This window comes from Actinacidiphila cocklensis (assembly GCF_907177275.1).
GTDB classification, from domain to species: Bacteria; Actinomycetota; Actinomycetes; order Streptomycetales; family Streptomycetaceae; genus Actinacidiphila; species Actinacidiphila cocklensis.
This window is the reverse complement of the sequence record NZ_CAJSLV010000114.1, coordinates 155,157-177,465: the sequence shown is the minus strand read 5'-3', so window position 1 is coordinate 177,465 and position 22,309 is coordinate 155,157. Positions and strand designations below refer to the sequence as shown.

The window sequence follows — 22,309 nt, the reverse complement described above, 5'->3', positions numbered from 1 at the left end:
GCCGCCTGCGCAGCCATGTCTAGCATAATTGCCGGATTTACCAGCATTTGGGCGGGTCGGACGCCGCGACACGCGTCGTCCGACCCGCCCCTGGCGGGACCCGTCAGGAACCGGGTCCCGCCGGGAGGTCACCGCATGGCGGCCAGGGCCGCGTCGACGCCGGCCAGCGGGGAGCCGAGCCCGGTGACGGTGTCGTAGCCCGGTCCCGCGGTGCACTCGGCGCCGCAGGCCCCGTTGGAGCCGGAGGTGACGTCGTAGAGGCTGCCGCCGAGGGCGTAGACGTCGCCGTGTGCGGTGTCGCCGTCCGGGCCGGCCACCGCCAGACGCGGCTTGCCCGCGGTGGCGCGCAACTGGTCGGCGTCGGTGAGCAGCGCGCCCCAGACCGGAGCGGACAGGCTGGTGCCGCCGACCTCCAGCCACAGCGCCGACCCGGTGGCTGTGGTGTAGACGGCGACGCCGGTGGCCGGGTCGGCGACGAAGCTGACGTCCGGGGTGGCGCGGAAGGCCGAGGCCTGGACGCCGTCCTGGTAGGCCGGCCGCTTCTCGAAGTAGCTCAGGCCGCCGCCGGTCGCGCGCCAGGCGGTCTCGCCGAGGGTGGCGCCGGAGGCGTCGAGCCGGAGGTTGGTGCCGCCGACGGCCAGGGCGTCGGGGTTGGTGCTGGAGTACCCGGCCGGGTAGCCGGCGTCGCCGGTGGACTGGGTGCACACGGCGTCGGCGAGCTTGCAGTGGCCGTCGTAGAACGACTCCTCGGAGAACTCCGACATGCCCCAGCTGTTGCTGACAACCGCCGGGTGCAGCGCGGCCGCCTTGTCGACGGCCCGGTAGAGGCCGGCCGCCGAGGCGTCCGCGGCCTCGACCAGCACGATCTTCGCGTGCGGGGCGACCGAGTGCGCCCACTCGATGTCGAGCGCCTCCTCTTCCTCCCAGTTGGCGTCCGCCGGCGGCCGGGTGCCGTCCGCGTAGACCTGCTCGAAGTCGAAGCAGTCGGTGCCGGCCGGGACGCTGTCGCAGGTCTGCGGCAGGCCGAAGTGGCCGGCGAAGTGGTTCAGGTCGGACGCCGCGGCCGGGTAGTCGTAGGCGTCGACGATGGCGACGGTCTGGCCGCTGCCGTCGCCGGTGACGCCGAGCCGCGCGCGGATCTGCTGCGGGGTGTAGCCGCGGGTGGTCTCCGTCGTGCCGTCAGGGCCGGCCTTCAGCGAGGACCGGACCTTCAGCGACGGCGTGGCGACGCCCCCGGGCAGCTGCGGGTCCTTGACCGGGGTGGCCGCCGCGCTGGCGGCGGCTGACAGCGGGGCGGCCCTGGGGGCCGCCTTCGCGGCCGCCTTCGGAGCGTCGTTGACCTGCTGGACCGTCACGCCGTGCGGGAAGCTGTCGGGCGCGACCACCTCGTCGCCGTACGCGCCGACCTCCTGGTTGAGGTCGTACGCCGCCCAGTCCCGCGGAAGGCCCACCAGTTCCGTACCCGTCCCACCGTTCAGGACCACCGGGGTGACCGTCCCGGCGAACTGCGAGAAGGCCTCGCTGCTGGGGTCGAGGTACTCGTCGGTGTGCGGGAAGGGCTGGTCGTACTGCTCCAGGCCGCCGACGCCGGCGACGAAGGTCTCCGTGCCGCCGGTGGTGGTGGCGAACACCGCCTGCTGGGAGTTGGGGAGGGTGCGGATGTCGTATGTGGCGCCGCCGTCGGCCGGGTAGACCGTCATGTCGTACGCGTGCAGCTCGACCAGGCCGTACCGCTGGGAGGCGGCGAAGCCCTGGAAGGTGCTCGCGCCGGTCGAGTTGCGCTGCGTCAGGACCCGGCCGGTGCGGCCGTCGGTGATCTGGACCAGATGGGGGCTGCCGGGCTTGTCGCCGCCCCAGGCGAAGGCGACGCCGTGGCCGTCGGCCGCGGGGATGGCGGCGGCCGCGAAGACGCCGGCCTGCTGCTCGATCCAGGCGGCGCCGGCGCCGGTGGGCTGCTCGCTCCACAGCGGGGTGCCCGCGGTGGCGTCCAGTGCGACGGCGGTCGGGGCGGGGTCGCTCGCACCGGTGCCGAAGGCGGAGCGCATGCCGCCGAATTCGAGGAAGAGGCGGCCCTGCCCATCGGTGGCGGGCGTCGAGTAGACGACCTGCTTCCCGCCGGTGCCGGCCGGCCGGTAGGTCCAGCGGACCGTCCCGTCCGCGGTGTAGGCACCGACCGACGTTGCGCCGGTGGCGACGATCTCGCCGCCGGCCACGGTCACGCCGTGCTGGAAGGCTCCGGTGCCGACGTCGGCGCCGACCCGGCCGGTGTGCGGGTCGAGCACGGCGAAGCCGCGGGAGGTGGCGGCGACCACGCGCGGGGCTGTGTTCCCCTTGCGGTCGGCCACCTGGGCGAGCTGGATCTGGTGGACGGCGCCGCCGACCGCGGAGTGCCACAGGACACGAGGAGTCGCGCTCTTCAGGTCGCGGCCGTCGAGGGCGAAGACGCCGTGGCTCTGACCGCCGACGACCAGGTCCTCGACGCCGTCGCCGTTCACGTCCGCGGCGGCCGCCGCGTAGGTGTCGCCGAGCAGCGGCAGCGCGGTGGCGTCACCGTGCGCGGGATCGACCGACCACGCCGTGAGGTCGTAGCCGACGGTGAGCAGCCGGCCCTGGTAGGGCGTCACCTGGTCGCCGACCACGTCGCCCTCGCGCCGCCACATGATGCCGCCGTCGCGGGCGTCGAAGGCGAGCAGCTGGGTGTGGTAGATGCCCTCGGGGCTGGCGGCCGACAGCGGGGTGCCGTCGGCGACCGCGGCGACGACCTGGCCGTGGCCGTGCGGGTCGAACTCCAGCGAGAGCGCGGGGGCGTTGGCGCCGCCGACGGTGCTGGCGGTCCGGTGCGCCCAGACGGTCTTCCCGTTCTCGTCCCAGCCGGAGACGGTGCTCTGGCCGTCGGCCAGCGTCACAGGGTCGATGCCGAGTTCGGCGACGGCGTAGCGGGCCTGCTTGCCGTGGGCCTGGCCGTTGACGAGGAAGGCCTCGGGTATGGTGCCGTCGCGCGAGGCGAGCACCTTGCGGGCGCCGGTGCGGGCGTCGAAGGACGTGAGGTCCCAGCGGACCGCGTCGAAGGGGTCGTTCTGCTCGGCGACCAGGACGCGGTCGGACCCCGGGTCCTGGTGCAGGATGCGCGGGTAGCCGGGCGTCTTGACGTCCACGCTGACGTGGCCGCCGGCGGCGTCGAGGACGACCACGTGGCCGGCCGGCGGGCGCGGGCTGCCCAGGCCCATCGGGGTGTCGGTCCAGCCGGCGGTGATCCGCCCGCCGGTGAGGGGCTCGACGTCGGTCCACGCTGCCCAGGGAGCGTGGGTGCTGTAGCTCCAGGCGGCCCGGGCGGTGAGGCCTGCGCCGCTGCCGGGGGCGAAGGAGTAGGCGGTCAGCGAGCTGCGGCTGTCGCCCTGTTCGGCGACCGGGTTCGCGTACCAGTTCGGCCCCGTGCGGTCGGCGACGATCAGCTTCCCGTCCTCCGCAAGCAGCGAACCGACGCTTCCGGGCACCAGCTTGTGCCACAGCATCCGGCCCGTGCGGCCGTCGAGGACGCTGACGAAGGTGCCGGACTGCAGGGTGGAACCGGGAGTGGTGAAGGAACGGGCCGGTGCGTCGCCCACCGAGTACGCCACGGCCACGTCCGCGACGCCGTCCTGGTTGAAGTCGGCCTGCGCGTAGGGGTGGGTGCCGATCGAGGACGGCTGGTAGGGGTCGTAGCCCTCGTAGAGGGTCGGGGTGAACTCCTCCGTCTGGTACGGGAGTTTGGCCGTGACCTGCCAGTCCGTGTACAGCGAGTGGGTGGTGCGCTGCCACACCGGGTCGCCGTGGGCGTCGTAGCGGGTGACCGAGCCGCCGCTGAACAGGGCGACCCAGTCGCCGGTGCCGTTCAGGGCCAGCGTGGAGGCCGCGCCGCGGGCGGTCTGCCAGGTGGTCTGCTCGTCGATGCCGGACGCCGCCGAGGCGGCAGGCGTGCTCGGTGCGCTGGTGTCGCCGGTGCTGTCGGTGCCTGCGGCAGCGGCCGCCGCGACGAGGCCGGGGGTGCCGTCCGATCGCGGAATGTAGCGGGCGCTGAGTTCGGCCAACTGCCGGGCGTTCAGGCGCAGGACGTGCGGGGCGGGTTCGGCGTGCACGGCGGGCGCTGCGAGCAGCGCGGCCGCTGTGGCCAGGACAGCGGCGAGCGCGCTGCCCCTGAGGACCTTGGCTCTGGGCTTCATCGAGAGACCGTTACTCCTTGTCACCACTAAGGGGGGAGGTCGTACTGTTTCAGTTCACCGAGGGAGGGGGGAGTGCCAGGGGTGGCCGCCTGCGGCCGCTGGCCGCAGGCGGCCACCCCGAGCGCTCGGCAAATCCGCCCACACCATGACGAAGGAGAACCGAAGGTGCTGGAGGCGATCGGCCTGGACGAGTCCACGGAGCGGGCGTACCAGGTCCTGCTGCGCCAGGAGGCGCTGACGGCGGGAGCCCTGGCCGGGATCCTCGACGTCCAGCCGTCCCGCGCCCGGCAGGCGCTCGACGTGCTGGTCGCGGCGGGACTGGCCAGCTCCCGCCCTGGGCGGCCCGCGCGGTACGCGCCCGTCGACCCGAGGTCGGGCCTGGCGTCGCTGATCCGCTCCCGGCAGGCCGAGCTGGAGCGCGTCGCCACCTCGTTGGACGCCTACGCGGCCGAGTACCACGAGCGGAGCCTGCGGGCCGACCCGCGGCTGCTGGTCGAGGTGATCGAGGGGCCGGCCGAGATCACCCGCCGGGTGGAGGAACTCCTGGCGAGCGCGGAACACGAGGTCCTCGCCTTCGACACGCCCCCTTACGTCACCTCGACCGGTACCGCGTCCGACGCCGAGATCGACCTGCTGGCCCGCGGGGTGAGCGTGCGGGCCGCCTACGCCGTCGAGGCGCTGGCCATCCCCGAGCGCGCCGAGGCGCTGCGCCGCCTGGTCGCCCTGGGCGAGCAGGCCAGGGTGCTGCCCCGGGTGCCGATGAAGATGATCGTCGTCGACCGGCGCGAGGCGATCCTGCCGCTGACCGGGAGCGCGGAGGGCCTGCGGACGACCGCCGCGTTCGTCCGCCGGTCGGGGCTGAGCGACGCGCTGACCGAACTGTTCGAGGCCCACTGGGCGCAGGCGACCCCGATCTACGCTGCCGCCGGCGTCCAGTCCTCGCCCCACCCCGAGGTCTCCGACGAGGACCGCGCCCTGCTGCAACTGCTGAACGCGGGCCTGAAGGACGAGGCGATCGCCCGCCAGCTGGACCTGAGCCAGCGCACGTTCCGCCGCAGGATCGCCGACCTGACCCAGCGGCTCGGCGCGACCAGCCGCTTCCAGGCCGGCACCCAGGCGATGCGCCGCGGCTGGCTGTGAGATGCGCCGGCCGGGCGGCCTGCCTTTCCCAGGGCTGCGCACACGGGCCGAACAGACGTTCTGACGCCATGTGAGCTGAGGACGTGACCGGACCGGGTAAAGGTTTTCGTCCGGCCGGAGCCGATCACCGCTCGACAGGGACTGCCGACACACCGCCCGGTGCTCGGCCCGGGCGGCCCAGGCGGGAGAAGATCCGCTCATGGAAAGCGCTCGGAAAGTCGCCGTCGTCACCGGCGCCTCGGGAGGCATCGGAACGGCCCTGGTCACGGCCTACCGGGGGCTCGGCTACGCGGTTGTGGCCACGGCCCGCTCGATCGAGGCGTCCGACGACCCCGAGGTGCTCGCCGTCTCCGCCGACGTCGCGGAGCCCGGCGCCGGAGCCCGGGTGGTCGAGGCGGCCATGGACCGTTTCGGCCGGATCGACACGCTGGTCAACAGTGCGGGCATCTTCGTGGCCAAGCCCTTCACCGAGTACACCGACGAGGATTTCGAGGCGGTGGTCGGGGTGAACGTGCGCGGGTTCTTCGGGGTCGCACGCGGCGCGATCGCCGCGATGCTCTCCCGCGGCGGTGGCGGGCACGTCGTGAGCATCTCCACCAGCCTGGTCGACAACGCGGACGCGAACGTCGCCAGCGGGCTCACGGCTCTGACCAAGGGCGGCCTGAACGCGGTGACCAGGTCGCTGGCGATCGAGTACGCCACGCGCGGCATCCGGGTCAACGCCGTCTCCCTGGGCGTCATCCGGACCCCGATGCACCCCGACGATCCCGGCGGCACCCAGGCCGCACGGCACCCGGTCCGCCGGATGGGCGAGGTCGAGGACGTCGTCCAGGCGATCCGCTACCTGGAGCAGGCCCCGTTCGTCACCGGCGAGATCGCGCACGTCGACGGCGGCCAGAGCGCCGGGCACTGACCGGCCCGCCGGGGTGTTCCCGCGTCAGGAGGGGGCGGCCGGCGGGGCAGGAACGCGCAGCAGGAAGGTCCGCCGGGACAGGCCGAGCAGCGTCCGGGCCGCCAGCGCCGCCCAGGCGCAGGTGGCGACGGCCAGCAGCGCGTAGGTGAGCGGCCTGCGGCCGCTGACGTGCTCGACCTCCAGCCAGAGCAGGCCGTTGGTGACGGCGGCCGCGTACGAGAAGGCGAAGGCCCAGTGGCCGATGCCGAAGGGCGCGCGCAGGTACGTGGACGCCATGGAGATCTGCACCAGGGCCATCAGGACGGCATAGCCGGCCAGGAGTTCGGCCCCGCGGTCGAGGTGGCCGCCGTTGATGGCGAACCAGGCGTTGCCCGCCACGACCGGAGGCGCGACCTCGATGGCGATCGTCGGCACCAGGGGCGGCGCCAGCATCGGCTGGGTGAACAGGCGGACCAGGATGATGGAGCCGAGGACGAGCCAGGACACCAGGCCGTAGCCGAACATGACGCGGGCGAGCGTGCCCCAGCCGAGTGCGGCGCAGCCGGCGGCCGCGATGAGACCGCCGGCGGCCGTGGGCAGGAAGTAGGCGGGGTGCCACTGCGGCAGCCGGGAGTCGGTCCTGATCCACACGCCCGTGAGCCAGCCGCCCACCAGCACGGTGAGCACCAGGCCGGCGGCGAAGACGGTCTCGCCGGCGGTGCGGGCGTGCCCGGCCAGGGCGATTCCCAGCGGCATCGGCGTGATCGCCAGCAGGGCCGTGAAGGGACCCGTGACGGGGTCGGGCAGCTCGCTGCGCAGCCGGCCCTGGGCGGCGGCGTTGCGCAGGTAGGCGACGGTGATCGCCAGCCAGAAGGCCGCGGCGCCGATCCACAGGACGTTCGACGGCCACTGCGGGGCGTGCACGGTGCCGCCCGCCACGGCCCAGCACTGGGCGAGCCCCGCGGTGCCGAAGGCGATGCCGAAGAGGTTGGGCGTCAGCCGGTAGGGGGACTCCTTCGCGCTCCGCATGTCGTCGACGCCCTCTTTCCCTGGATGGCGCATCCCGCCGGCTGGGTTCCCTGCTGCCGGAATCGTAGGGCGGGGCGCACCGTCTTCCCGTGACGGCGCACGGTGATCCCCGCGGTCGCCCGGAAGGGACGAAGCGGACTCATCGCGCCGGGCGGCGCGCCGCACCGTGCCGGGTGTGCGTCGCGGCGTGCGCCAGGGACCGCCACGCCACGGCCGCCCAGGCGGCCGCCAGCAGCACGTAGAGGAACACGCCCGGCCAGACGAACAGCTGCGAGCCCGTCCTGGCGGCCAGCGCGCTGGTGCCGGTGACGAGGGCGCCCAGCGGGAAGATGAAGGACCACCACGTCGGCGCGAAGGGCAGCCCCGCCCGGAACTCCCGTACGGTCAGCGCCGCGGCCAGCGCCAGCCAGAGCACGGCGAAGCCCCACAGGCCCACCCCCGGGAGCAGTGCCAGGGCGGCGGCGTCCCGCGCGGAGGGGGCCGGAAGCACCCCCCGGGAGGCCGTCGCCAGCGCGCCCAGGGCCGTCACCGCCTGGCCCAGCGCGCCCAGGCCGATCCACACCGTCGGCACCGCCGCACCGGCGGGGGCCTCGTGGTGCACGAGGCTGCTGTAGACCATGGCCAGCACCAGGAACACGGCGACAAGGCCAAGCCCGAGCAGGGCGTAGCAGCCCAGCAGCAGGGCCAGCCGCGGCTCGCCGGCCGGTGCGTGCGGGACCAGGAGCGCCCCCGTCGCGGCCGACACCAGCGGAGGCACCACCGGCATCAGCCAGCCGCCGAAGGCCGCGCCCGGCGCGAACCGGTGACGGGTGATCATCAGGTACGGCACCGCGCAGGCGGTGGCCAGCCCGCCGGCGGTGCCGAGCGACCAGAGCGACCAGTCCACGACCAGCGCGGCCCGCGTCCCCATGACCCTCCCGCCCAGCAGCACCGCCCCGGCGCCCACGGTGAGCAGCGCCATGGGCGGCGCGCCGAGGAACTGGGCCGCCGCCGGGTCGGCGGCGTGCATCCGCAGTGCCCACTGCCGGACGTAGCCGGCGGTCAGGATCAGGAGCAGCAGGGCGGCCGCCACCCAGATCACCGTGGCGGCGGGCCGCAGCCCGCCGGCGCCGCGCGGCAGGGTGGCCGCGGCGTTGGCGAGGATGCCGGTCCCCATGACGGCCGCGAACCAGCCGGGGGCCGGGGCACGGCGTGCTGTGCCGTTCTTCGCTGACGCGCCGGGGGCCGCGGCGCCTTCGGCCGGGGCGGGTCGGTCGCTGCTGAGCTGGGATGTCACGAGGGGAACGCTTCTTCCTGATCCGGGGAGCGGCGTCGCGTCGACGCGGTTGGAGGCGGGGGGAGGCGGGGGGACACGGGCGTCTGGCGCCCGGCGGCGATCCGACCGTACGGCGGCGCTCCGCACCGGCCACACCGACGCACGCGCCACGACACCCTCACTTCGGGACCTGCGGGGGGGTGCCGCTCCCCCGCGCCGGGGGGCTCAGCCCGCGGAGCGTGCCATCGCCGCGAGCCGCGCGACCTGCTCGCCCATGCCGCGCGTCCCGCTCAGCGGGGTGCGGGCGTGCGGCCACACGGCCTTGGCGAGGGCGACGTGGCGGGCGCCGCCGAGGGCCACGACGGGGTCGAGTTGCTCGATGCCTCGGCGCGCCGCCTGCTCGCGGACGAACAGAGCCGTTACGGCGTCGGCGGCGCCGTGGGGCGTGTCGTAGGGCTCGATCTCGTCGTCGAGGGCGAGCAGGCCGTGACGGGCGGAGAGGATCAGCAGCCGGTCGGGGCGCAGCGCCTGCGCGGCCCTGCGGCACGCGCGGTGGTAGGAGCCGACGTACATGTCGGCCGCCCGCGCGGGGCGGTCCAGCTTGCGGGCGCCGCAGGGGATGACGATCAGCTCGGCCGCGAAGCAGTCCTGGTGGTCGCTGGTGGGCATGCGTGCCTCTTTCCGGGTCCTGGTCCGGTCCGAGGTGGGACGGGATGCGCACCCCGGCGGACCGCTGTTCGTACCGGACAACGCCGCCGCCGGCGGCGGGCACGCCCCCGCCGCGGGACAGGGCGCCCTCACATCCGGACGCCGCCCCGGTGCGGAGAGGGAGGCCCGGTGTCCGCATCTGCCGCAGGCGTGGCGTTTTCGTGCCCATCCCCTGCCGGGCCGGCCTCGTAGCCTCGAAGACGCCGACGAGGCCCCAGGGGTCCCGGCAGCGCAGGACCGCTCCGGCCCATGCGGTGGCCGGCCCGGGACGGGCCGGACCGTCGGCGAAGGTTCCCGGAAGAGGAAGAAGGCGGTTTCCGCCGTGGCGTCATCATCATCCAGTGCCCCCTCCGTCGCGCAGGGGACGGAGTTCGGCATCAACGAGTGGCTCGTCGACGAGCGGCGGCAGCAGTACCTGCGCGATCCCGACTCGGTCGACCTGGCCTGGCGGGAGTTCTTCCGCATCTCCCCCGCCAAGGACCCGGACCCCGCCGGGCGGGACGCCGGGACCGCGCCGCAGTCCGATGCCGGCCTGGCGGTGAAGGCGGTACGCGTCGCGGCGCTGATCCACTCGTACCGGGTCCGCGGGCACCTGGCCGCCGCCACCGACCCGGTGGGCGCGGAGCCGCCGGTGGACCGTCCGGAACTGGAGCCGTCGGGGCACGGCCTGGACGCCGGTGACGCGGAGCGGAGCCTGCCCGTCGACGGTTTCGCCGGGCGGGCGGAGATGACGTTGCGCGAGGTGGTCAGGACGCTGCGCGCCGCGTACTGCGGTACCACCGGGATCGAGTACATGCACATCCAGGACGCGCGCGAGCGGCTGTGGATACAGCGGCGCGTCGAGGGTCCGCAGCCGCGCCCCGCCCGCGCGGAGCGCCTGCACATCCTGCAACGGCTGGGCGCCGCCGAGTCGTTCGAGACCTTCCTGCACACCAAGTACGTCGGCCAGAAGCGGTACTCGCTGGAGGGCGGGGAGTCGGCGATCGTCCTGCTCGACACCCTGCTGAGCGGCGCCGCACGGCTGGGCGCCCGGGAGGCCGTCATCGGCATGGCCCACCGGGGACGACTGAACGTCCTCGCCAACATCATCGGCAAGCCCTGCGCGCAGATCTTCGAGGAGTTCGAGGACGCGGTCGACATCCGGTCCGCGCAGGGGTCGGGCGACGTGAAGTATCACGTCGGTGCCTCCGGCACCTTCCGTACGGCGGACGGCGGCGCGATCGCGGTCTCGGTGGTGGCCAACCCGTCCCATCTGGAGGTCGCCGGGCCGGTGGCCGAGGGAGTCGCCCGCGGGCGGCAGGAACTGGCGGGCGGCGGCCGGGAGTTCCCCGTGCTCCCCGTCGTGGTCCACGGTGACGCCGCCTTCGCGGGGCAGGGGGTGGTGGCCGAGACGCTCAACATGTCGCAGCTGCCCGGGTACCGGACCGGCGGTACGGTCCATGTGGTCGTGAACAACCAGCTGGGGTTCACCACCGCACCGGCCGGCGGCCGGTCGAGCACGTACGCCACCGCGGTCGCACGGACCGTCGAGGCGCCGATCTTCCACGTCAACGGGGACGACCCCGAGGCGGTCGTCCGGGCCGCGACATGGGCGCTGGACTACCGCGAGGCCTTCCACAAGGACGTGGTCGTCGACCTGGTCTGCTACCGGCGGCACGGGCACAGCGAGGTCGACGACCCCTCGATCACCCAGCCCGCGCTGTACGACCGCATCGCCGAACGGCCGTCCGTACGCACGCTGTACGCCCAGGCGCTGCTCGGCGCAGGGGAGATCGACGAGCAGGAGGCGCTCCTGGCCCGGCAGCGCTACCGGGAGCAGTTGGAGCGCGCCTTCGCCGACACCGCGGGGGCGTCCTCCCCGGGCGGCGGGCTTCCCGTTCACGCCGCTGCCCACGGCACTGCGAGCAGCGGCCTGCCGGTGACGGCCGTCGGGGAGGCCGTGCTCCGGCGCGTCCTGGCCACCCAGACCGACCTCCCGCAGGGCTTCACCCCGCATCCGCGGGTCCTGCCCCAACTGCGGCGCCGCGCGGACATGCTGGACGGCGGCAACGTCGACTGGGCCACCGCGGAGGCGCTCGCGGTCGGCAGCCTCCTGCTGGACGGCGTACCGGTGCGGCTGGCCGGGCAGGACTCGCGGCGGGGCACCTTCGGCCAGCGGCACGCCGTCCTCACCGACCGCCGCACGGGCGGGGAGCACGTTCCGCTGAACTCGCTCGGCCCCGGGGCGGCCCGGTTCGCGCCGTACGACTCGCCGCTGTCCGAATTCGCCGTCCTGGCCTTCGAGTACGGCTACTCGCTGGCCCGGCCTGAGGCCCTGGTGATGTGGGAGGCGCAGTTCGGGGACTTCGCCAACGGCGCCCAGACCGTCATCGACGAGTACGTGGCCTCCTCGGAGCAGAAGTGGGGTCACCGCTCGGGCGTCGTCCTGCTGCTGCCGCACGGGCTGGAAGGGCAGGGGCCCGACCACTCCTCGGGGCGGCTGGAGCGGTTCCTGCAGCTGTGCGCGGACCGGAACATGACGGTGGCCGTGCCCTCGCTGCCGTCGAACTACTTCCACCTGCTCAGGCAGCAGGCCCTGGAGGCGGCGCCCACGCCGCTGGTCGTCATGGCTCCCAAGTCCATGCTGCGGCTGAAGGCCGCGACCTCCCGCCTGGAGGAGTTCACCGGCGGGGGCTTCCGCCCGGTGATCCCCGACCGGTCGGCCGATCGTTCCGGGATCGAACGGGTGCTGCTGTGCTCGGGCAAGGTCTTCTACGACCTGGACGCGCACCGGCGCGCGTCGGGGCGGGCCGGGACGGCCGTGGTGCGGCTGGAGCGCCTCTACCCCTTCCCCGAGGACGAGGTGCAGGCGGCGCTGTCCGGGTATCCCGCGGGCGCCGAGGTGCGCTGGGTCCAGGAGGAGCCCGCCAACCAGGGGGCGTGGGGCTTCGCCGGCCCCCGGCTCGGCGGTCTGGCGGCCGGCGGTGTGACGTGTGTGAGCCGGCCGGCCGCGTCGGCGCCCGCGGTGGGCTCGGCCCGCCGGCACGCCGCCGAGCAGGAGGACCTGGTGCGGCGGGCGTTCTCCTGACGGCCGGCAGGTGGTGCGGGGGGACCCGGGCGCGGGTCCCCCGCGGCGCTCAACCCGTCGCGCTCACCGCGCCCGTGGTGCGGAAGCCGGCCCGGTAGGCGCCGGGGGTGACCCCCAACTGCCGGACGAAGGCCCGGCGGAGCGACTCGGGCGAGCCGAAGCCGGTGCGGCGGGCGACCACGGCCATCGGGTCGTCGCCGCTCTCCAGCATGGACACCGCCGCCTCCAGGCGGACCTGCTCGACGTAGCGGGCCGGGGTCACGCCGACCTCGTCGTGGAAGAGCCGGGTCACGTGCCGCGAACTGAGGCTGGCCCTGCGGGCCATGGCCGACAGCGTGTGATCGGCACCGGGGGCCTCCGCGACCGCGTCCAGCACCCGGCGCAGCGCGTCCTGGCGGGTGTGCGGAGCCCGGGCGCGAGCACTGAACTGCGACTGGCCGCCGGGCCGTTGCATGAAGACGACCATGTCCTTGGCCACCGACCTGGCCACCTCGCCCCCGAAGTGCTCCTCCACGAGCGCCAGTGACAGGTCGATGCCCGCGCTGACCCCCGCCGACGTCACCACCGTGCCGTCCTCGACGAAGATCGCGTCGGGCTCGACCCGGACGGCCGGGAAGCGCAGGGCCAGCTCGTCGGCGTTGCGCCAGTGCGTGGTGGCGCGGCGGCCGTCGAGCAGCCCGGCGGCCGCCAGCAGGAAGGCGCCGGTGCACACGGAGGCGGTGCGGCAGGAGCGCGCGTGCAGGGTGCGTACGTGGTCGAGCAGCGCGTCGTCCTTGATCAGCCGGTCCCACCCGGGGCCGCCCGGCACCACCAGGACGTCGCTCGTCCCGCGTACCTGGTCGACGGCCGCGTCGACGCCGAGCCTGGTCCCCGCGGCGGTCGTCACCTCGCCGCCGTCGGCGGAGACGAGCTGCAGCCGGTAGCGGCCGCCGAACTCGTTGGCCGAGGTGAACACCTCGATCGGACCGGTCACGTCCAGCAGCCGGACGCCGGGGAAGACGAACACGGTCACCAGGAGCGTGCCGGACCCGGCGTGTCTGGGATTCATTCGGCTCCTCCGGACCTGGCGGTACTGCCGGTGCCGAGGGTAACCGAGGTAAGTTTGTAAACCAAACCGACTACTATGGGCGCCATGTCCGATATCCAGCCGCGCGCGTGCCCCATCGCGGACACCCTCGACCTCGTCGGGGAGCGCTGGTCGCTCCTGGTCCTGCGCGAGGTGTTCATGGGGGTACGGCGCTTCGCCGACATCCAGGCCAACACCGGCGCCCCGCGCGACGTCCTCACCAAGCGGCTGCGATCGCTGGAGGCCGGCGGCGCCCTGGAGCGGCACCGCTACCTGGAGCGCCCGCCCCGCTTCGAGTACCACCTCACACCCGCGGGGCAGGCGCTGGAGCCGGTGCTGATCGGCCTGCGGGAGTGGGGCCTGCGGTACCTGCCGGACCCCCCGCCGGCCCCGCGGTTCCTGCACACCTGCGGCGCCGACGTCGTCACGCGGGTGGTGTGCGACGCGTGCGGGGAGCCGCTCGAAGGCGGTGGGCTGGTGACCGTGCGGGAGGACGGGGTGACCGGCACCCCGCCGCCCGCGGCCCGCGTCACCGCTGTTCGGCGATGAGGGCCGGGAGCTCGCGCATGTCGTGGAAGACGACGGTGCCGGGGCCTTCGAGGCGTTCGGCCGGGGTCAGCCCGCCCGCGTAGCCGAAGGCCCGCATCCCGGCCGCGCGCGCGGCGTCGACGCCCGGCCTGCTGTCCTCGACGACCACGCAGGCCGCCGGATCGACGCCCGCCTGCCGGGCGGCGTACAGGAAGAGGTCGGGCGCCGGCTTGCCGCGGGCGACCTCGGTGGCGCTGTAGATGCGGCCCGCGAAGCGCTCGTAGAGCCCGGTGCGGCCCAGCGTGTGCCGCATCTTGCCGTGGGAGCCGCTGGAGGCGACGCACGTCGGCAGGGTGAGCGCGTCGAGCGCCTCGGGCAGGCCGTCGACGGGGGTGAGCCCGGCGTCCACCGCCTCGCGGTGGAGGTCCTCGAACCTCGCCGACCAGACCGCGGCCGTGTCCTCGCCGAGGCGGGCGGCGACCTGCTCGCGGATGGCCGCGTGGGAGCGCCCGATGAACCGGTCCACGACCTCGCTCTCGGTGAGCGGCCAGCCCAGCTCGGCGCCGAGGGCGACCTGGACCCGCGCGGCGATGCGTTCGCTGTCGACCAGCACGCCGTCGCAGTCGAATATGACGAGTTCGATGGGCTTGATCATCTCCGCAGCATAGGGCCTGCCCGGCCAGACCACGGGGCACCCGGCCTGGTCAGGAGCACCGGGGGCGGCGCACGACTCGGCAGCCACTACATCACCATCTTGACCGGTGACGAAGTCGCCTGCCATGATGACGTCACCGCCTGAACAGGTGACGCAAAGGTCGCCCCGCCGGGACACCTCCGACCGGAGACGAGCCGAACCATGTCATCCGCAACCGCCACGTCCGCGCACACCGCCGAGCCGCGCCCGCGGGGCGCCGCGCCCCGTACGGCGCCCTCCGACCACGGCCGCACCGCCGCCCGCGCGGGTTCCGGCGAGTGGCCGGACGCCGCACTGGTGTGGTCCTGGACGGAGAGCGTGATCCTGACCGGCTACGGCCCTGCGGCCTCGGCCTTCCTCTGACCTGCACCCCTCCCCGCCGGGTGCGGCGGCGCACCCGCGGTCGCGCCCACGACGTACTGGACGCACACATGTCACACCCCCGCTCCGCCGGCACACCCGCACACACCACCGCCGTCACCCGGCTGATCGCCAGGTATGCCGAGCTGGTCGACACCGGGACTTCGCCGGGGTCGGCGAACTGTTCGCCGACGACGCCGTCTTCACCGGCGGCGGTGCGCCGGTGCACGGCGGGGACGGCGTCGCGGCGATGCTGCGGGACTCCGTGATCCGCTACGAGGACGGCACCCCGCGGACCCACCACGTCACGACCGACATCGTCGTGGACGTGGACGAGGAGGCGGGAACGGCCGCCTCGCGCGCCCGCGTCACGGTCTTCCAGGCCCTGCCGGACTTCCCGCTCCAGCCGGTGGCCGCGGGTCGCTACAGCGACCGCTTCGCCCACCGCGACGGGCGTCGGCTCTTCGTGGAGCGCACCGTCCGCATCCACCTGGCCGGCGACCTGAGCCGCCATCTGCGCCGCTGATAAAGCCGGGACGGCACGCGTCCGGCCGCCCCGCCGGCACTCACCACCGTCACCAGTTCAACTGGTGATTTCACTTGCCACCCCATTAGTCACCTGTCAGAGTGGTGACGAATCAAGGCTTCGTGAACCACATGCAGGCCGCAACGTGCGGCATTCCAGGAGGAACCCCGTGAAGTCGAGCAACCCGATCCTGTCCCGCAGGGGGTTCACCCGCGACGCCTCCCGCCCGGCCGGCGCCCCGCGGGAGCCGCAACTGGTCGGTGCCGCGGTCGGCGCACCGCCCGCCGGCGACCCCTACACCGGCTTCGGCGCACCGCGGGGCGTCCAGGACGCCGCGGCCGAGCGCACCGCGATGACGCTGGACGACGTCGTGGTCCGCACCGCCACGACCCTGGGCACGGTGGCCGTGGCCGCGGTGCTCTCCTGGGTCCTGCTGCCGGTGGACGACGCGAACATCGGCCGGTCGTACGGCATCGGCGTGGGCGCCGCCCTGATCGCCTTCGCCCTGTCGCTCGCCCAGTCCTTCCGGCGCACCCCCTCACCGGCGCTGATCCTGGGATACGCGGCCTTCGAGGGCGTCTTCCTCGGCGTCATCTCCAACGCCACGTCCACGTACATATCGCCGGGAGTCGTCGTCCAGGCGATCCTGGGCACCTTCGCGGTGTCGGCCGGCGTGCTGGTCGCCTACCGGCGCCGCTGGATACGCGTCGACCGGCGGTTCTACGGCTTCGTCATGGCGGCAGCGACCGGTTTCGTGCTGCTGATGCTGGCCGACCTGCTCTTCTCCGCCTTCGGCGCGGGCAACGGCCTCGGCTTCGGCAGCGGCGGCCTGGGCGTCGTCTTCGGTCTCGCCGGCGTCCTGCTGGGCGCGTGCTTCCTGGCGCTGGACTTCCGGCAGATCGAGGACGCGATCACCGAGGGCGCCCCGCGCGAGGAGGCCTGGCTGGCGGCCTTCGGCCTCACCCTGACGCTGGTGTGGATCTACCTGGAGGCGCTGCGGGTGCTGCAGCTCCTGCAGGGCGACGAGTGACCCCGCTGGCACACCTGGGACATCTCCCCCCGTGCCGGACGGCACGGGGGGGGAGACACGTGTGGCGGGCGCTCCGGTCACCAACCGCCTGACGGTGCCCGCTGTTAGACTTGCCGGGACGTTGATCGTTTGTCGGAGGAGTACGGACATGGTGGTGGACGACGACATCTCCGGGTGATACCCGGATCCGACCGGCCACCGGCCCGCGCCCAGGAGCGCCGCCGCCGTGGCCATGTCGTCGTCCCCACTTCTTCCATGTCTGCCACCGGGGCAGAGGTGTTTTCGCTGCCCCACTCCCCCGAGGTCGCCTTCATGTCCGACGCATCCGTCATCTGCTCGAACCTGTCCTTCGCCTGGCCTGACGACACCCCCGTCTTCCAGGACCTGTCCTTCACCGTCGGCACCGGCCGCACGGGGCTCGTCGCGCCCAACGGCTCGGGCAAGAGCACACTGCTGCGGCTGATCGCCGGCGAACTGCGGCCCGGCGCCGGGTCGGTGTCGGCGGCCGGCACCGTCGGCTACCTCCCGCAGTCGCTGCCGCTGACCGGCGACCTCACCGTGGCCGAAGTGCTCGGCGTCGCCGAGGTCATCCGCGCCCTGGACGCCGTCGAGTCCGGCGACGTCGGCGAGGAGCACTTCGCCGCCATCGGCGACGACTGGGACATCGAGGAGCGCACCCGCCCCCAGCTGGACCGCCTGGGCCTGTCCGACCTGGCCCTCGACCGCAGGCTCGGCACGCTCAGCGGCGGCCAGGTCGTCTCCCTGGGCCTGGCCGCCCAGCTGCTCAGGCGCCCCGACGTCCTGCTGCTCGACGAGCCCACCAACAACCTCGACCGCGACGCCCGGCACAAGCTCTACGACGTGCTCACCGACTTCCACGGCTGCCTGCTGCTGGTCAGTCACGACCGCGAGCTGCTCGACCGGATGGAGCGCATCGCCGAACTCGGCCCCGGCGACCTGCGCCTGTACGGCGGCACGTTCACCGCGTACGAGGCGGCGGTACGCGCCGAGCAGGAGGTCGCGGAGAAGAACGTGCGCAACGCGGAGCAGGAACTCAAGCGGGAGAAGCGGGAGATGCAGCAGGCCCGCGAGCGCGCCGAGCGCCGCGCGAGCAACGCCGCCCGCAACCTCGGCAACGCCGGCCTGCCGCGGATCTTCGCCGGGAACATGAAGCGCGGCGCGCAGGAGTCCGCGGGGCGTGCGGGGCAGATGCACGCGGGGCGGGTCGACCAGGCCAGGGCCCGTCTCGACGAGGCGGGGCGGTCGCTGCGCGACGAGCAGCGGCTCACCCTCGACCTGCCGGACACCCAGGTGCCGGCGGGGCGCGGCGTCTTCCTCGGCGAGCGGTTGCGTGTGCAGCTCGGCGGCCGGCAGGTCTTCACGGGCCAGGGCGTCGACCTGTCGATCCGCGGCCCCGAGCGCATCGCGCTGACCGGCCCCAACGGCGCGGGCAAGAGCACCCTGCTGCGCCTGGTCACCGGCGACCTGGCCCCGGACGGCGGCGACATCAGGCGGGCCGACGGGCGGATCGCCTACCTCTCCCAGCGGCTCGACCTGCTCGACCCGGAGCGCACCGTCGCCGAGAACTTCGCCGACTCCGCACCGCAGCGGCCGGAGGCCGAGCGGATGAACCTGCTCGCCCGCTTCCTCTTCCGCGGCGCCGGGGCGCACCTCCCACTCGGGGTGCTCTCCGGCGGTGAGCGGCTGCGCGCCACCCTGGCCTGCGTCCTGTGCGCGGAGCCGGCACCGCACCTGCTGCTGCTCGACGAGCCGACCAACAACCTGGACCTGCCCAGCACGGGCCAGCTGGAGAGCGCCCTGAACTCCTACCAGGGGGCCTTCGTGGTGGTCAGCCACGACGACCGGTTCCTGCGCGAGATCGGAGTGAACCGCTGGCTACGGCTCGCGGGCGGCGAGCTGGCGGAGACCGGGGCCCCCGAGGTGTGACCGGTGTGCCGGCCAGGCCCGCGCGAGGCGTGCGCCCCGCGGGCCGTACACCGATCACCCCTGGTGGAACCCTGTGCCCCAGCCTGCCCTGCTCGCCCATGACCTGGTGCGCGTCCTCGGCGCCCGCCGGGTCCTCGACGGCGTTTCACTGACCGCCTCCCCCGGCCACCGCATCGGCCTGATCGGGGAGAACGGCGCCGGCAAGTCGACGCTGCTGCGCCTGCTCGCCGGGACCGACGAACCCGACGCGGGCAGCGTCACCCGCCCGCCCGACCTGGGCTTCCTCCAGCAGGAGACGCCCTACGACGCCCGCGCGACGATCGCCGGCGTGCTGGACGACGCGCTGCGCGAGGCCCGCGAGGACCTCGCGCAGCTCGACCTCCTCGCCGACCGGCTCGCCGCGACCCCGCAGGACTCGCCCGACCACGCCGGGCTGCTCGCCTCCTACGGCACGCGGCTGGAGCAGGCGCAGGCGCGGGAGGCGTGGGACGCCGACCGGCGGGCCGCGCTCGTGCTCGACGGGCTCGGTTTGGGCGCGTTCACCCACGACCGGGCGCTCGGCTCGCTGTCCGGCGGGCAGCGCAGCCGGCTGGCGCTGGCCGCGCTGCTGGTCCGGCGGCCCGCCGCGCTGCTGCTCGACGAGCCGACCAACCACCTGGACGACGACGCGGCGTCCTTCGTCGAGGAGCAGGTGCGCGGGCTGCCGGGTGTCGTCGTGGCGGCCAGCCACGACCGGGCCTTTCTCGAAGCGGTCTGCACGGACCTGGTCGACCTCGACCCCGCGGTGGACGGGCCGGTGCGGCACGGCGGCGGCTACAGCTCCTACCTGGCGGGCAAGCGCGCAGAACGGGAGCGCTGGGAGCGGCGCTGGGCCGAGGAGCAGCAGGAGCTGGCGGCGCTGCGCCGCTCGGCCGAGGTGGTCGCGCACCGGGTCGCCCCGGACCGCGGGCCGCGCGACAGCGAGAAGATGGGCTACGGGCATCGAGCGGGCCGGGTGCAGGGCCAGGTCTCCCGGCGGGTGCGCAACGCCGCCCGCAGGCTGGCGGAGCTGGAGCGCACCCGGGTCGCAGAGCCGCCCCGGCCGCTGCGGTTCGAGGGCACGGCGCTGGCCGCGCCGGCGGCCGCTGGCGGCCCGCTGCTGTCGCTGCACGGCGTGCGGGTGCCCGGCCGGCTGGCGCTGGACGGCCTTGAGATCGCGACGGCCGACCGCCTGCTGGTCACCGGTGGCAACGGGGCAGGGAAGTCGACGCTGCTCGCCGTGCTCGCAGGACGGCTCGCCCCGGGGGGCGAGATCCGCCGGCGGCCCGGGCTGACGGTGGGGCTGCTGGCCCAGGAGACCGTCGCCGACCAGCCGGACCGTACGGTGCGCGAGACGTACCAGCTGGCGCTGGGCGCCGAGCGCGCGGACGCCGTACCGCTGGGCTCGCTGGGCCTGCTGCAGGAGGCCGACCTGGGCAAACGGGTCGGGCAGCTGTCGGTAGGGCAGCGCCGGCGGCTCGCGCTGGCGCTGCTGGTGGCGGACCCGCCGCAGCTGCTGCTGCTCGACGAGCCGACCAACCACCTCTCGCCCGCCCTGTGCGACGAGCTGGAGGCCGCGCTCGGCACCGGCCCGGGAGCGATCGTGCTGGCGAGCCACGACCGCTGGCTGCGGGCGCGCTGGCAGGGCCGCGAGCTGACCCTGTCGCCGCCGGAAACAGCAGGTCAGCGCGGTGCGACGGCGGCCAGGCAGGGAAGCGAACCGATTTGACGGGTGACGACTCCTTGCGACAGACTCGGTCACCTGTCAGAGTGGTGACATGAACCTTGACCACGTATTCGTCTGCGGAGATCCGGCCCTCGACTTCGCCGCTACGCTCCGTGCCCGGCGGTCGCTGCGCTTCGAGATGTTCGTGACGCCCGACCGGCTCGACGCCTGGTTCGTGGAATCCGGCGTGGTCGACGCGATCACGCCGGGCGACCAGAGCGACGTCGACCGGGCGACGACCGTACGGGAGGCGCTCTACCTGCTGATCACCGCCCGCCGCCGCGGGGAGGACTACGACCCCGAGGCGCTCGCCCTGGTGAACGACACGGCACGCACCCCGTCCGCGGTCCCCCAGCTGACCGCCGCGGGCCGCTGGACGCAGGCGACGTCCGCCGAGGCGCTGTCCACGGTCGCGCGGCGGGCCGTCGAGCTGCTCAGCGGCCCGGACGTCCCGCTGCTCAAGGAGTGCGGCAACCCCGAGTGCACCCGCGTCTACATCGACAGGTCCCGCGGCATGCGGCGGCAGTGGTGCGGCATGGAGTCCTGCGGCAACAAGATCAAGGCGGCGGCCTACCGCGCCCGCAAGAAGGGCTCCGTGGCCACCGGCTGACCTCCGCCGCCGGCGGCCGCTCCCGGGTTACGGCCCGGGCGCGGCAGCAGGTTCCGCGAGCAGCGCCGCGGGGTCCGGCTCGCCGTCCGCCTGCGACTCGTACCACCGGATCTTGCCGTGCAGGTGCTGCTCCTGCTCCAGCAGCGTGGCGATGTGCCGCCGCAGTTCGACCGCGTGCTCGCGCAGCACCCGCAGGCGCTCGGCGTTCGTGGTGTCGCCGTGCCGGGCGAGTTCCGCGTAGCGGCGCATGTCCGCGATCGGCATGCCCGTCTCGCGCAGGCAGCGCAGCACGCCCAGCCAGTCCAGGTCGTCCTCGGTGAAGACGCGCTGCCCGCCGGCCGTGCGCCCGATGTCGTAGAGCAGGCCGATGCGCTCGTAGTACCGCAGCGTGTCCAGGCTGAATCCGCTGCGGGCGGACGCGGCCGCCGGGGTGTAGGTCGTCACCGCACCACCCTGACACGGCTCGGGACCTGCCCGTCAACCGCCCTTGACCTGGAGCGCGCTCCAGATACCAGAGTGGCCGCCATGAGAAGAATTCTGGGACGCAGCGGCATCGAAGTGAGCGGCCTCGGCATGGGCTGCTGGGCGATCGGCGGACCGTACGGCAACAGCGGTACGGAGCAGTTCGGCTGGGGCGAGGTGGACGACGAGGAGTCCACCCGGGCGCTGCACCGCGCCTTCGACCTCGGGGTGACCTTCTACGACACCGCGAGCAGTTACGGCGCGGGCCACAGCGAGAAGGTGCTCGGCGCCGCCTTCCGGGACCGGCGCGACGAGGTCGTCATCGCCAGCAAGTGGGGCTACACCTTCGACGAGCAGACCCGCGGCGCGGGCGGTTCCGACAGCAGCACTGCCTACCTGCGCAGCTGCCTGGAGGGGTCGCTGCGCCGGCTCGGCACCGACTACGTCGACCTCTACCAGCTGCACATCGGCGACCTCCCCGTGGCGGAGGCCCTCGACCTGGCGGGCACGCTGGAGGAGCTGGTCGCCGCCGGCACGCTGCGCGCGTACGGCTGGAGCACCGACGACCCGGCCAAGGCCGAGGCGTTCGCGGCGCAGGCCCCGCACTGCACGGCGATCCAGCACGACGTGTCCGTGCTGCGCGACACGCCCGTGATGATCGCCGTCTGCGAGGCGTCGGGGCAGGCCTCGATCAACCGCGGGCCGCTGGCCATGGGCCTGCTCAGCGGCAAGTACCACGACCGCCGCCAGGTCGCCGGCAACGACGTGCGGCGCATGGACTACGCGTGGATGACGTACTTCAAGGACGGTGCCGGCAGCCCCGAGTGGCTCGCCGCCATCGACGGCATCCGCGACGTCCTCACCGGCGGCGGCCGCACCCTCGCCCAGGGTGCGCTGGCCTGGCTGTGGGCGCGCAGCCCCGCGACGATCCCGATTCCCGGTTTCCGCACGGTCGCCCAGGTCGAGGAGAACGCCGGGGCGCTCGCCCACGGCCCGCTGGCCCCTGAGGAGTTCGCCCAGGTGGAGAAGCTGCTCGCCGCCACGCGCTGACC

General features: G+C 74.2%; 18 protein-coding genes. 11 read left to right on the top strand and 7 right to left on the bottom strand.

What is annotated here, in order from left to right:
* Positions 1-128: 128 nt before the first annotated feature.
* Positions 129-4,199: a S53 family peptidase gene (locus NFU81_RS38330; RefSeq protein WP_251501173.1), complete on the bottom strand. Its 4,071-nt coding sequence runs from the start codon at positions 4,197-4,199 to the stop codon at positions 129-131.
* Positions 4,200-4,364: 165 nt separating this feature from the next.
* On the opposite strand from NFU81_RS38330, the gene NFU81_RS38325 reads away from it, so the two are divergent.
* Positions 4,365-5,339: a helix-turn-helix domain-containing protein gene (locus NFU81_RS38325; RefSeq protein ID WP_251501170.1), complete on the top strand. Its 975-nt coding sequence runs from the start codon at positions 4,365-4,367 to the stop codon at positions 5,337-5,339.
* A gap of 199 nt (positions 5,340-5,538) precedes the next feature.
* Positions 5,539-6,252 carry an SDR family NAD(P)-dependent oxidoreductase gene (locus tag NFU81_RS38320; protein WP_251501168.1) on the top strand — a complete coding sequence of 238 codons (714 nt, stop codon included), beginning with the start codon at positions 5,539-5,541 and terminating at the stop codon, positions 6,250-6,252.
* Between the two features lie 24 nt (positions 6,253-6,276).
* On the opposite strand, the gene NFU81_RS38315 is transcribed toward NFU81_RS38320, so the two are convergent.
* The 3 genes from NFU81_RS38315 to NFU81_RS38305 form a co-directional block, all read right to left on the bottom strand.
* Positions 6,277-7,260, bottom strand: coding sequence for an SLAC1 family transporter (locus NFU81_RS38315; protein ID WP_251501165.1), 984 nt, complete (start codon positions 7,258-7,260; stop codon positions 6,277-6,279).
* A gap of 139 nt (positions 7,261-7,399) precedes the next feature.
* Positions 7,400-8,536 carry a TDT family transporter gene (locus NFU81_RS38310; RefSeq protein ID WP_251501162.1) on the bottom strand — a complete coding sequence of 379 codons (1,137 nt, stop codon included), beginning with the start codon at positions 8,534-8,536 and terminating at the stop codon, positions 7,400-7,402.
* A 204-nt stretch (positions 8,537-8,740) separates the two neighbouring features.
* Entirely contained in the window at positions 8,741-9,184 is a 444-nt protein-coding gene (locus tag NFU81_RS38305) for a DUF6884 domain-containing protein (RefSeq protein WP_251501159.1), read from the bottom strand.
* On the opposite strand from NFU81_RS38305, the gene NFU81_RS38300 reads away from it, so the two are divergent.
* Complete coding sequence (locus NFU81_RS38300; RefSeq protein WP_308208376.1) at positions 9,087-12,290, top strand: multifunctional oxoglutarate decarboxylase/oxoglutarate dehydrogenase thiamine pyrophosphate-binding subunit/dihydrolipoyllysine-residue succinyltransferase subunit; 3,204 nt, start codon at positions 9,087-9,089, stop codon at positions 12,288-12,290. The two genes, NFU81_RS38305 and NFU81_RS38300, sit on opposite strands and share 98 nt — an antisense overlap.
* Before the next feature lie 49 nt (positions 12,291-12,339).
* Here NFU81_RS38300 and NFU81_RS38295 read toward each other — a convergent pair whose 3' ends face one another.
* Positions 12,340-13,338 carry a GlxA family transcriptional regulator gene (locus NFU81_RS38295; RefSeq protein ID WP_251501154.1) on the bottom strand — a complete coding sequence of 333 codons (999 nt, stop codon included), beginning with the start codon at positions 13,336-13,338 and terminating at the stop codon, positions 12,340-12,342.
* A gap of 84 nt (positions 13,339-13,422) precedes the next feature.
* On the opposite strand from NFU81_RS38295, the gene NFU81_RS38290 reads away from it, so the two are divergent.
* Entirely contained in the window at positions 13,423-13,905 is a 483-nt protein-coding gene (locus tag NFU81_RS38290) for a winged helix-turn-helix transcriptional regulator (protein ID WP_251501151.1), read from the top strand.
* Here NFU81_RS38290 and NFU81_RS38285 read toward each other — a convergent pair.
* Entirely contained in the window at positions 13,886-14,539 is a 654-nt protein-coding gene (locus NFU81_RS38285; protein WP_251501148.1) for an HAD family hydrolase, read from the bottom strand. The two genes, NFU81_RS38290 and NFU81_RS38285, sit on opposite strands and share 20 nt — an antisense overlap.
* Positions 14,540-14,740: 201 nt before the next feature.
* Between NFU81_RS38285 and NFU81_RS38280 the strand changes: the two genes are divergently transcribed.
* The 6 genes from NFU81_RS38280 (at position 14,741) to NFU81_RS38255 (ending at position 20,795) form a co-directional block, all read left to right on the top strand.
* Positions 14,741-14,941 (top strand): hypothetical protein, encoded by a 201-nt coding sequence (locus tag NFU81_RS38280; protein ID WP_251501145.1) that lies wholly within the window; start codon positions 14,741-14,743, stop codon positions 14,939-14,941.
* Entirely contained in the window at positions 14,919-15,464 is a 546-nt protein-coding gene (locus NFU81_RS41055) for a nuclear transport factor 2 family protein (protein ID WP_308208377.1), read from the top strand. Before NFU81_RS38280 ends, NFU81_RS41055 begins: the two co-directional genes overlap by 23 nt.
* A gap of 169 nt (positions 15,465-15,633) precedes the next feature.
* Positions 15,634-16,494, top strand: coding sequence for a Bax inhibitor-1/YccA family protein (locus tag NFU81_RS38270; RefSeq protein ID WP_251501143.1), 861 nt, complete (start codon positions 15,634-15,636; stop codon positions 16,492-16,494).
* A 312-nt stretch (positions 16,495-16,806) separates the two neighbouring features.
* Positions 16,807-18,441 (top strand): ABC-F family ATP-binding cassette domain-containing protein, encoded by a 1,635-nt coding sequence (locus tag NFU81_RS38265; RefSeq protein WP_251501141.1) that lies wholly within the window; start codon positions 16,807-16,809, stop codon positions 18,439-18,441.
* Positions 18,442-18,514: 73 nt separating this feature from the next.
* Complete coding sequence (locus NFU81_RS38260; RefSeq protein WP_251501138.1) at positions 18,515-20,188, top strand: ABC-F family ATP-binding cassette domain-containing protein; 1,674 nt, start codon at positions 18,515-18,517, stop codon at positions 20,186-20,188.
* 49 nt (positions 20,189-20,237) lie between these two features.
* The gene (locus NFU81_RS38255) at positions 20,238-20,795 is read left to right on the top strand and encodes a CGNR zinc finger domain-containing protein (protein WP_251501136.1); all 558 of its coding nucleotides are present in this window, start codon (positions 20,238-20,240) and stop codon (positions 20,793-20,795) included.
* A gap of 27 nt (positions 20,796-20,822) precedes the next feature.
* Here NFU81_RS38255 and NFU81_RS38250 read toward each other — a convergent pair whose 3' ends face one another.
* On the bottom strand, positions 20,823-21,239 hold the full coding sequence (locus NFU81_RS38250; RefSeq protein WP_251501133.1) for a MerR family transcriptional regulator: 417 nt from the start codon (positions 21,237-21,239) through the stop codon (positions 20,823-20,825).
* A gap of 81 nt (positions 21,240-21,320) precedes the next feature.
* Here NFU81_RS38250 and NFU81_RS38245 point away from each other — a divergent pair, with 81 nt between their 5' ends.
* Positions 21,321-22,307: an aldo/keto reductase gene (locus tag NFU81_RS38245; protein ID WP_251501131.1), complete on the top strand. Its 987-nt coding sequence runs from the start codon at positions 21,321-21,323 to the stop codon at positions 22,305-22,307.
* The last annotated feature ends 2 nt before the right edge of the window (positions 22,308-22,309 follow it).